This window comes from Arthrobacter sp. HMWF013 (assembly GCF_003061105.1).
Classification (GTDB): Bacteria; Actinomycetota; Actinomycetes; order Actinomycetales; family Micrococcaceae; genus Arthrobacter.
The window spans coordinates 5598-16768 of record NZ_QAIQ01000682.1 but is presented as its reverse complement, the minus strand read 5'-3'; the positions used below and the strand labels follow the sequence as shown (position 1 = coordinate 16768).

The 11171-nt window shown below is 66.3% G+C and carries 7 protein-coding genes and 1 pseudogene; 1 reads left to right on the top strand and 7 read right to left on the bottom strand.

Going from position 1 to position 11171, the window contains the following annotated elements; translation table 11 throughout:
• Positions 1-563: Flp pilus assembly protein CpaB (gene cpaB / locus DBR22_RS22120; RefSeq protein ID WP_108600751.1), on the top strand; the 563-nt coding region annotated here is incomplete at its 5' end.
• A gap of 34 nt (positions 564-597) precedes the next feature.
• Here the strand turns inward: cpaB and DBR22_RS22115 are convergent.
• The 7 genes and pseudogenes from DBR22_RS22115 to DBR22_RS22085 form a co-directional block, all read right to left on the bottom strand.
• The gene (locus tag DBR22_RS22115) at positions 598-4728 is read right to left on the bottom strand and encodes an AAA family ATPase (RefSeq protein WP_108600750.1); all 4131 of its coding nucleotides are present in this window, start codon (positions 4726-4728) and stop codon (positions 598-600) included.
• Positions 4729-4859: 131 nt separating this feature from the next.
• Positions 4860-6449 (bottom strand): glutamine-hydrolyzing GMP synthase, encoded by a 1590-nt coding sequence (guaA, locus tag DBR22_RS22110; protein ID WP_108600743.1) that lies wholly within the window; start codon positions 6447-6449, stop codon positions 4860-4862.
• A gap of 76 nt (positions 6450-6525) precedes the next feature.
• Positions 6526-7026 carry a DUF3817 domain-containing protein gene (locus DBR22_RS22105; RefSeq protein WP_108600742.1) on the bottom strand — a complete coding sequence of 167 codons (501 nt, stop codon included), beginning with the start codon at positions 7024-7026 and terminating at the stop codon, positions 6526-6528.
• Positions 7023-7874, bottom strand: a complete 852-nt coding sequence (locus DBR22_RS22100; RefSeq protein WP_108600741.1) for an SURF1 family protein — start codon at positions 7872-7874, stop codon at positions 7023-7025. Before DBR22_RS22100 ends, DBR22_RS22105 begins: the two co-directional genes overlap by 4 nt.
• A gap of 116 nt (positions 7875-7990) precedes the next feature.
• Positions 7991-8481, bottom strand: a pseudogene (locus DBR22_RS22095) (PTS sugar transporter subunit IIA).
• Positions 8482-8527: 46 nt separating this feature from the next.
• Complete coding sequence (locus tag DBR22_RS22090; RefSeq protein WP_108600740.1) at positions 8528-10267, bottom strand: glycerol-3-phosphate dehydrogenase/oxidase; 1740 nt, start codon at positions 10265-10267, stop codon at positions 8528-8530.
• Positions 10268-10357: 90 nt separating this feature from the next.
• The coding region (locus tag DBR22_RS22085) for a GuaB3 family IMP dehydrogenase-related protein (RefSeq protein WP_375135024.1) at positions 10358-11171 on the bottom strand (814 nt) is incomplete at its 5' end.

Here is an 11171-nt window from a genome sequence, read left to right as displayed (position 1 = left end):
GGATAACGGTCCACCAGCTCACTCCCCCGCCCGCAGACACCGTGACAGCCCTGGCTGCTGCGCGGGATCTGCCCGCGGGCACGGCCTTGGCAGGCAGCGATCTGGTGCCAACGCCGATCCCCCAGCGGCTGATGACAGCAGGGTCTGTGACCGACCGCAATCAGGCAACGGGCAAGCAGTTGGCCGCCCCCTTGCGGAAAGGCCAACTCCTTACCGATGCGCAGCTTCTCGGACCCGGCCTCCTGGCCGGCACTCCCCCGGGCTCGGCCGCAGTGCCCCTGCGGATGGCGGACCCTTCCTCCATCCAGCTGGTATCGCCGGGGCAGCTGGTCAATGTAGTCATGACCGGGGCCAATGGCTACGACCAACAGTCCCCCTCGGAGGTGCTGGCCTCCTCCGTCGCGGTCCTGTGGACATCGGGCCAGGGCGGCCAGACGGGCCAATGGCTCGGGACCGGTGAGACCGAAGGGCTGATCGTGGTGGCGGCTTCCCCGGACCAGGCCGCCCGGCTGGCGGGCGCCTCAACCCAGGGAAAGCTGTTCTTCGTGCTGGTAGGGCCTTAGCATGCGGCGGCGTGATGCAACCGTACCCGGCGGCTTAGCCCCAATGCGGCGGCTTGTTTTCCTTCAGCCACTCATCGTGATCGTTGTCCGGGCCATCGCCCCAGGCTTTGGGGTCATCTTCGGCAGCCTTGTTCGGCAGTATTCCTTCGGGGCGGGCCTGCTGCCGGTCCTTCGCAGATTCCTGCGCCGGGTCCGTCTCAGGTTCCTGCCCCTGATCCTGCCCATCGGCCTGACCGGTGTTCTGCGGGTTCACTGCATCCGCCTCCTTGCTCTCCAGGCGTGTTGCCCCGTCCTCGTTCCTGTACCTGGCTGCCGGGCGTTCGTGGTCTTCGGCTCCAACCGCACCCAGCGCGAGCGGGTCCACGTCCTCGTCGAAGAAGCCAGCCGCAGAAGTCCGCCCCGGCAACAGTACGTTCTCCAGCCCCAAGTATCCTCCGATCCTGTCCGCGCAGGCGGACGGGTCGGTGAACACCTCGATGGTCCACAGCGGCATGTACCGCCATCCCAGCCGTTCCAGGAGCTGCGGGCGGAGGCGGCTCCGCTCCCGGACGCTCATGGTCCGGTAGACCTCCGTACCATCAGATTCGATCGCCACCGGCCGCGGAACTTCTGCATCGTCCTGCCCCATGGTGCTCAGGGGGTCGGCCGCCGCCACCACGTCAATGACGCCGTCGTACTGGTGCCACACACGGGCACCACGTGCACGCAGCCTGTCGCCCAGATCGGCAACCAGCGGATCTGCCCCGAGAGCCTGCTCGCTCGCCGCAGCCCTGGAGGCCGGCGTCCCGAGATCGGTCTTCCCGGCAATCTCGCGGTTCAGGAGCTCGTAGAAGTCAACGGCTCCGTGCGAGAGGCGGGTATGGTCCAGGTCTTCCGGCTGGAAGCATGTCAGCACGTGCAGGGATCGCCGTGCCCGGGTCATTGCCAAGGCAAATTTCTCCCTGCCACCCTCGGCGGAGAGCGGTCCAAAGTTGTGCAGGGCACGGCCGTGCGGGGTGCGGCCGAAGCCGGGGGAAAAGATGACGTGGTCGCGGACCAGGCCCTGCGCCCGTTCAAGGTCAACCACACGGAACGATTCCGGTCCTGCACTGAAGAAACTGGCCAGGCCCGGGTGGTTCGGCAGCTGAAGCCGGATGGCCTCACCGATCCGGGCAGCGTGCCGCAGGCTGGCCGTGACCACAGCCAGCGAGGTGCGCGAACGCATCCGCGCGTGCTCAAAGACCAGTTGCACCACCTTGTTGACTTCTGCAACAACGGATTCGACGCCTTCATGATCCGCGCTCGGCAGGCCCGTCCCGTCAGGCAGGTACTCCACCAGCAGTGCGCGGTCCAGCCCCGTGGCCGCCTGGCCCTCCGGGAGCCGGCGGAGGCCGCCGTCGTAGTGGTTCTTGCTGAGCTGCAGGACCAGGTCCTCGTCCACTGCCCGGTAGACAAAGTTGAGCCGCCAGACAGGCAGCACCGAAGCAAGTGCAGAGAACGCGCTCTCGACGCGCTGGTGGGCCGATTCGCCGGCCGCGAGGCGCTCCACGCCTACGGTGAAGGTCCGGGGGCTGGCAATCTTGGCGTCACCGAAGGCGATGACCTGTTTTGCCCGGGCGATGGAGGGCAGGACAGCCTGCAGGGACGTCGCCTCGGCATCCAGGATGACCACTGCATCGAAACGCTGTTCCGCCGGCAGAAGCCCTGTCATGAGGTAGGGGCTCACCGACCATACCGGGACCAGCTTGGGGACCAGCTCCGGGGCCTGCGCAGTCAACGCGGCGAGCGTCACCCTGCCGTCCTTGAGCAGGCTCCGCAGCAACTGGGCCTGACGCGGGTGTTCGGCCAGTGCGGCCTGCCACCGCCCGGCGAGATCCCAGCGAAGGCGCGCGGCGCCGCTGGCAATGTGGGCGTTGTCCGCAAGGCGGTATTCGGCTTCAAGCTGACGGAGGGCGTCGCCGTCGGACATGGCAAGGTAGTCGTCGCCACTGATCATGGCTTCCAGGGCGGACTGCCACCAGGCAAGTTCCAGCTCAGCGGCCACACACTCGGCGTGAACTTCACGGTCGGCAAGATCGGCGAGAAGCTCGCCCAGCCCGTGCTCGCGCATGTTCTCGACCAGGAGCGTGCGCTCGGGAAGGGTTTTGAGCGTCTGGGTGTCCGCCACCAGCCGTTCCAGGCGTTCCATCAGGTCCTCATAGCGGGCCGTGGCCAGCGAACCGCCGGCTTCGGTATGCCGCAGCGCGTCACCCAGCTGGCTCAGCTCACGGTCCAGCGATCGGTACATGACGTTCATTTCGGCAAGCCCCGAAGGAACTGCAGGGTGGCGCTGGGAGGTGGCGTAGCCGGACCAGAGGGCGCGCTGCTCCTGGACCAGCACAAGGGAGCTGTGGAGGTCGGCAATGTGCACACCCGGGCGGACATACTCCTTGGCCACCCGGCGCAGCCGGGAACGCTGCATGGAGGCCATGTCGATGTTCCGCTCACGCCGCCACGCGGAAGATGCCGTAGCCGAGATGAGGTCGTGGACAGGCCTGTCGAAGATGTCCGGCGTGAACTTGTCCAGGCTTTCCCGGACGGCCATCAGGAGTTCAAGCTGCTCGCCCCACTCGGCAAAGGATGTTCCCAGCCGGATCTCCGCGTGTTCGGCCACGCTGTTCATCTTCTCGCGCAGCGCAGGCAGGTTCTTCGCGACAGAGCGGGCGAGTTCCTGGGCCTCCTCGGTCTCCTTCCGGGTGAGGAGCCTTGCCCCGTGCCACGGGCTGGTGGTGGAGGCCCGGCTGAAGCTGCCAAGCTCGGCGGCCCGCTTGAGCCGGCCCGCGAGTTCATTCCGGTCACGGATGCTGTCGAGCACACTCCGCTTGAGCCGCACCGTGGTGGCAGGGGAAGGGTGGATGGAGGTCAGCTCAGCCAGTGACTGCATGGCCTGGTACGGCGAGCATCCCCAGCGCTGCCGGACGTTGTGGAGCGAAGCCACGTGGTCCATGAGGGCGTGGCGGTGCTCTGTGAGGGTCTTGTGGAGGTTCCCCAGCTGCGGTTCGAGGGATTTCTCGTTCCGGACGATGGCCCGCACCAGCTGGGCCTTGAGCTGCTGGGGTGTGGCTGTGCCGGACAGCTGGAACAGGATGGATTCCAGGCCAAGGGATTCCAGCTGCGCTGAAACTTCGTTCAGGCTGGCGCGGCGGTCACCGACCACCAGCACCGACCGTCCGGCGTCCACAAGGGCGCCGATGGTGTTGATGGCGGTCTGCGTCTGCCCCGTGCCCGGAGGGCTGCTGACCACCAGCGACTCACCGGCACTCGCAGCATCAAGGACGTACTGCTGGTCCGGGTCGGCGTCGAGCAGGAGGAGTTCATCGGCCGGGTGGCGCTTATCCACGCCCGGGAACCGGGAAGGGTCCGGCTCTTCCACGTCAAGGACTTCCCCGTTGCCGCTCCTGGCCAGTGCGGCCACCAGCGGGTTGGACTCGTTGATCCAGGGGTCATCAAGGTTGCCGGACAGATCGGCGAAGGTCGAGACCAGCAGGTTGTGCTGCGCTTCGGCGCCGTGGATGGGCCTGATAAGGGTGGCGAGCCGGTCCAGGACGGGCTGCGGGTCGAAGCGGGCGGTGCTGTATGCGAGGCGGGTGACGGCGTTGACGTCGAAGACGATGCCGTGCACGTTTTTCAGGTGGCGGACCAGGGCAGGGTTGATGTGGGCCTGCTCGGTGAGCTGCAGTTCGTAGTCGTCTTCGCCCGGGCGGACAGTCAGCGAGATCGCGGTGAGCATGACCGGGGAGGAAACACGCTGGGGTTTGCCGCCCACCGCAGAGGTCCACACCACGGTGCCGGCGGAGAGATACCCGGCATCAATGCCACGGTCATTGGAGAGTTCGAAAATTTTGGAGCGGATGTTCCGGGATGCCCGGGCAGCCACCACGTACTGCTGGTGGTCGCGGATCAGGGTGGACAGCCGTGTGCGGCGGCCGGCCATCAACTGGGCCAGGCCCGACGGGTGGGCGTGGGTCAGGTCGATGGAGCCTTCGGGGGTTTTGGTGAATCGAAGCATGGTGTCTGCCCCGGTGACGGGCTTGAGCCCGGACAGCCACTTTCCAAATTCCTCAGAACCCTCCGGGTGGCCTTGACCAACTGACACTACTGCCTTCTTTTCTGCGTTTGCACGTGACGCCCTGGACCATACCGGCATGCTTTCGAGAGTAGCCGCAAAGATGCCGGGATCAGCGACCGCAACACTGGTGGGTGCCAAATTAGGGGGATTCTCTCAGGATAAAAAGAAGTGGCCGGTCTCCGTCAGACGGAGACCGGCCACTTACAGTGCTATTCCCACTCGATGGTGCCCGGCGGCTTGCTGGTCACGTCCAGCACCACCCGGTTGACGCCGTCCACCTCGTTGGTGATGCGGTTGGAAATGCGGGCCAGCAGGTCATAGGGAAGCCGGGACCAGTCCGCTGTCATGGCGTCCTCGGAGGAGACGGGACGGAGCACGATCGGGTGCCCGTACGTCCGTCCATCGCCCTGGACACCCACACTGCGGACATCGGCCAGCAGAACCACGGGCATCTGCCACACCTCGTTGTCCAGCCCGGCCGCCGTCAGTTCGGCGCGCGCAATGGCGTCCGCCTTCCGAAGCAGGTCAAGGCGTTCCTGGGTGATGTCGCCAACGATCCGGATTCCCAGGCCGGGGCCCGGGAACGGCTGGCGGCCCACGATTTCCTGGGGCAGGCCCAGCTGCGCGCCGACTGCACGCACCTCGTCCTTGAACAGTGCCCGCAGCGGTTCCACGAGTTCGAACTGCAGATCTTCCGGCAGGCCGCCCACGTTGTGGTGGCTCTTGATGTTCGCGGCACCTTCGCCGCCGCCGGATTCCACGACGTCCGGGTACAGGGTGCCCTGGACCAGGAACTTGATCTTTTCGCCGTGGGCCGCAGCCTCGGCGATGATGGCCAGCTCAGCCTCTTCGAACGCGCGGATGAACTCGCGGCCGATGATCTTGCGCTTGGTTTCGGGATCGCTGACGCCGGCCAGCGCCGACAGGAAGCGCTCCTGCTCGTTGGCCACGTAAAGCTTGACGCCGGTGGCTGCAACGAAGTCGCGTTCCACCTGCTCGGCTTCGCCTTCGCGGAGCAGCCCGTGGTCAACGAACACACAGGTCAGCTGGTCACCGACTGCGCGCTGGACCAAAGCCGCGGCGACAGCGGAGTCAACGCCGCCGGAGAGGCCGCAGATAACCCGGGCATCGCCGATCTGCTTGCGGATCCGGTCCACCTGCTCCTCGAGGATGTTCCCCGTGGTCCAGTTGGGCTCCAGCTTGGCGCCCTTGAACAGGAAGTTCTCGAGAACCTGCTGGCCGTAGGCGGAGTGCTTGACCTCGGGGTGCCATTGGACGCCGTAGAGGGACTTCTCTTCGTTGGCGAAAGCGGCAACTTCAGCCCCGGCGGTGGTGGCGAGCACCTCGAACCCTTCGGGGGCCTCGTGCACCGAGTCGCCGTGGCTCATCCAGGTGTTCTGCGCCTGCGGCATACCTTCGAGCACCGAGCGGCCTTCGCCGAGGATGGTGGTCTGGGTGGAGCCGTACTCGCGCAGGCCGGTCTTGTCGACCTTCCCGCCCAGCGCGTTGGCCATTGCCTGGAAGCCGTAGCAGATGCCGAAGACCGGGATGCCGGCTTCGAAGAGGTCTGCACCGACGGAGGGCGCGCCGTCCGCGTAGACGCTGGCCGGGCCGCCGGACAGGATGATGGCAGCGGGGTTCCTGGCCAGGAGTTGCTCGGTGGAGTAGGTATGCGGAACCACTTCCGAATACACATTCGCTTCCCGGACGCGGCGGGCAATCAGCTGCGCGTACTGGGCACCGTAGTCAACAACCAGCACCGGCTTCTGGGAAGTCTGGGATGCAGTGGGAGTAGTCACCGTACTAGCCTACTTGGCACCGTCCCGGGGCCGCACATTTGGGGCCGTCCGTGTGACGGAGCAGACTCGGTTTTCTTCAGTACCGCTGGGCTGCCTGCGGGTTGGCGGCCAGTTCAGCTTCCACCTCGGCGTGGAACTTCTTTTCCACGATGAAGGACAGGAAGGGGACCACGCCGCCCAGTGCCAGCAGGATGAGCTTCAGGAACGGCCACCGCATGAGCGTCCACAGCCGGAAGTTGGAGATCAGGTACACCACGTACATCCAGCCGTGCACAATCAGCACACCCACGGAGATGTTGGCGCCGCCGATCACGCCCTGCGGTTCGGCGTCGGCGAACCCCAGGCCGAACGGCTGGCCGGTGACGGCGTTGGTGCCGCCGGCAAACAGGTACTGGCCAAAGCCATACCGGGCCACCAGCTCCGCGCACAGGAGCAGCAGCATGCCGCCGGTGAGGTAGGCCAGGACCTTGTAGAACTTCAGGGCCGACCGGATCTGCGGCTCTGTTCCGCCGAAGCGGCGCTTCTTGGCCTTTCCCTGCGCAGTCCCCTGCTGGATGGCCGGTTTCGGTTCAATCATGGCGTTACCTTTTGTTGGTGCGGTTCAGGAGCAGCGGGGTTGGGCGCCGCCTGGTGGTGGGCTTCGTCGTCGAGTTCCTCTTCGAGGTCCCGCCGGTAGTCGTCCTTGACCAGCCGCCACCAGATGAACAGCGCGAAGCCGGCGAAGACCACCCATTCCAGTGAGTAGAAGAGGTTGAGCCAGTTGACCTTTTCGGCGGGCGGCTGGGGACCGATTTCCAGCGGCAACAGGGCCCCGGGGACCGCGGCCGCGCTGACGTCGGTGCCGTCAGCCACTTCGCTGGTGGCGGCTACGAAGCCCGGGTAGCTGCTGACATCCCAGTAGTTGATGAGTTCGGCAACGGATACCGCGGAAGCACGCCCGGGCCCAGGTGCCGTGGCCGGCAGCGGTGATTCTGACGGCAGCAGCCGTCCGGTAAGTTTCACGGCGCCCGACGGCGGTGCGCCGGCGTCGTCGGGATCGGCAACCCAGCCGCGGGCCACGGGGATCCAGGTCTGTGCGGTGGCGGCTGAGCCGTTGAGCGCTGGTGCGCCGGTCACGGCAAAAGCGGAAACCACCCAGTAGCCGCTCCGCCCGTTCTTCAGCCGGTCCGGCACCAGTACCTGTTTGGCGGGATCGTAGGATCCGTCGGCGGTGACCATCTGATCAGCCACCGAACCGGGGAAGAAATCGCCCGGCTGAAGTGTGGCGGTGAGCGCCTTCACCTGTTCGGTGGCAGGGTTATCCGGGACTTCGGGAGTGGTGGACCGCCCGAACTGCCACTGGCTGAGCAGGACGAACACCCCGGAGATGAGGATCGCGAAGACCAGGCCTGCGATCCATCGGGGCTTAAGGGCTGTTTTCCACACGTCTTAACCGTACTTCGTTCCGCTGTAGAACAACTAAACGCGGCGTTCGCTGCGCAGAGTGGGGCAACAGCGTCCCTGCGTGGCGACGGAGTCGACACGAAAGGGCTGCCCCCATCTCAGTGGTCGAAGAACACCAGGCTGGAGTTGATGAGCTCGGCAATGACTTCGGCATCGTAGGCCCGCCGCAGCGACTCCCGGAAGGACTCCTTGGACAGCGAGCGCGCCAGCGTGGCGAGGACTTCCAAATGGTCTGAGAACGAGCTCGCCGGGGTGGCGATCAGCAGGATCACCGTGGCGGGCCCGTCGGCGGCACCGAAATCCAGGGCGTGCCCATACCTGGTGATCCCCACGGCGATGGAGGTCCGCGAGACGAATTCACTGCGCGCGTGGGGCAGGCCGATGCCTCCCGGGAGGCCGGTGGCAAGCTGGTGCTCACGTGCGTTGACATGCGCCAGGAAGCCGGGCAGGTCCGTGACGCGGCCGGCCGCGAAGAGACGTTCCGCGAGCTGCGTTGCAGCGTCCGCCTTGTCCGATGCCTCCAACTCGAGGAGATCACCATCTCGGGGGTGGTGAGATCGGCATCGTACCGGTCAAGTGGTTCCGCCAAGGCGAGTCCCTTCAGTCAGGAGAGAAGTGCTGATGCGCGCAGCCCTTCAGCGCAGGGGAACGATGTCGTCGACGCCGAGGCGAGCGGCGTCAGCTGATTCGTCGTCCGGCTGCTGCTGGCTGAGCCGTTCGGCTTCAACGCGTGCAATGTAGTGGTTTATCTCGCGTTCGCGCTGTTCGTCGCTCCAGCCAAGAACTTCACCCATCAGTTTAGCGACCACAGGCACCGCCGTGACACCGCGGTCCCAGGACTCGATGGAGATGCGGGTCCTGCGCGTCAGCACGTCATTGACATGCCGGGCGCCCTCGTGGGTCGCGGCGTAGACAGCCTCTGCCTGCAGGTAGTCGTCGGCGCCGGGCAACGGCTCTGCCAGGGAGGGGTCGCGGGCGATGAGGTCCAGCACCTCCGGCGTCATGGAACCGTACCGGTTGAGCAGGTGCTCGATCCGGGCCACGTGGACTCCGGACTCTTCGGCGGTCCGGTTCCTGCGGTTCCAGGCGGCCTTGAAGCCGCTGGCCCCCAGCAGCGGGATGGTTTCCGTGCAGCTCGGCGGGACACGCTCATCCATGGTGCGGGTGGCCTCGTCAACGGCGTCCTTGGCCATGACCCGGTAGGTGGTCCACTTGCCGCCGGCCACCACCACCAGGCCCGGTACGGGGTGGGCCACGATGTGTTCGCGGGAAAGCTTGGCGGTGGAGTCGTTCTCACCGGCCAGCAGCGGACGCAGGCCTGCGTAGACGCCTTCAACGTCCTCCCTGGTCAGCGGGCGCTTGAGGACCTGGTTGACGTGGTCAAGGATGTAGTCGATGTCCTTGCTGGACGCCGCCGGGTGCGCCTTGTCCAGGCTCCAGTCGGTGTCGGTGGTGCCGATGATCCAGTGCCGCCCCCACGGGATGACAAACAGCACAGATTTCTCGGTGCGGAGGATCAGCCCCACTGTTGACTGGAAACGGTCGCGGGGCACCACGAGGTGGATGCCCTTGGACGCCCGGACCTTCAGCTGGCCACGGTCGGTGACCATGGCCTGGGTTTCATCGGTCCACACCCCGGTGGCATTGATGACCTGCTTGGCCCTGATATTGAACTGCGAGCCGTCCTCGTGGTTGACCACCTTGGCCCCGACCACGCGCTCACCTTCACGGAGGAAACTCACCACAGCCATCTGGTTGACCGCATGGGCGCCGTAGTGGGCCGCTGTCCGGATCAGGTTGGCCACGTACTTGGCGTCGTCCACCTGGCCGTCGTAATACCGGATGGAGCCCACGAAGGCACCCTTTTTCAGGCTGGGGGCAGCCCTGAGCGTGCCCCGCCGGCTGAGGTGTTTGTGGAACGGCACACCGCGGCTGTGGCCGCCTGAGATCGACAGCAGGTCATAGAGCGCGATCCCGGCCCCTACGTAGGGCCGCTCAAGGAAGGGTTTGGTGAGCGGATACAGGAACGGCACGGGACGGGCCAGGTGCGGGGCGAGTTCGGACAGCAGCAGTCCGCGCTCGTGCAGCGCCTCCTTGACCAGCCCAAAATCCAGCATTTCAAGGTAGCGGAGCCCGCCGTGGATCAGTTTGGAAGACCGGGACGAGGTCCCCGCCGCCCAGTCGCTTGCCTCCACGATTCCCACGCTGAGGCCGCGTGTCACAGCATCCAGGGCCGCTCCGGTGCCGACAATTCCGCCGCCCACGATGAGGATGTCCAGTTCCTTGCCGGGCAGGGCGGTTGCCTTGAGCCGGGCAATGGATGCTTCCCTTGCCTCGGGGCCGAGGGCCCCCCGCTGGTTTGGAACACTGCTCATCGAACGCCTCCGTTGCCGCTGCTACCGGTCGTAAACCACCCTACTTCGTTGCCGCATGGTTGGGCATGCGGCTGCGCCAGGCGTGGAGTGTCAGTTACCCGAGTACGGCGAAACCACGACGTCCACGCGCTGGAACTCCTTGAGGTCCGAGTAACCGGTGGTGGCCATCGACCGGCGCAGGGCACCGATCAGGTTTGAGGTGCCGTTGGTGTGGTGGCCCGGTCCGAACAGGACCTCTTCGAGCGGCCCCACCGTGCCCACGTTGGCGCGGTCCCCGCGGGGCAGTTCCAGGTGGTGGGCCTCCTGGCCCCAGTGCCAGCCCTTGCCCGGAGCCTCTTCCGCCCTGGCGAGGGCACTGCCCAGCATCACGGCGTCGGCGCCCATGGCGATTGCCTTGACGATGTCGCCGGAGCTTCCCATGCCGCCGTCGGCAATCACATGGACGTAGCGCCCGCCGGATTCATCCATGTAGTCGCGGCGGGCGGCCGCGACGTCGGAGATGGCGGAGGCCATGGGCGAGTGGATTCCCAGGGCCCGCCGCGTGGTGGTGGTGGCTCCGCCGCCGAACCCGACCAGGACGCCGGCGGCGCCGGTCCGCATCAGGTGCAGCGCGGGGGTGTAGCCTGCCGCGCCGCCCACAATGACGGGCACGTCCAGTTCGTAGATGAACTGCTTGAGGTTCAGCGGTTCGTGGTCCTTCGAGACGTGCTCGGCAGAGACAGTGGTGCCGCGGATGACAAAGATGTCGACGCCGGCGGCCACCACGGTCTTGTAGTGTTCCTGGGTGCGCTGGGGCGTCAGGGATCCCGCAACGGTGACGCCGGCGGCCCGGATTTCAGCCAGCCTCGAGGTGATGAGTTCCGGCTGGATGGGGGCGCGGTAGAGCTCCTGCATGCGGCCGGTC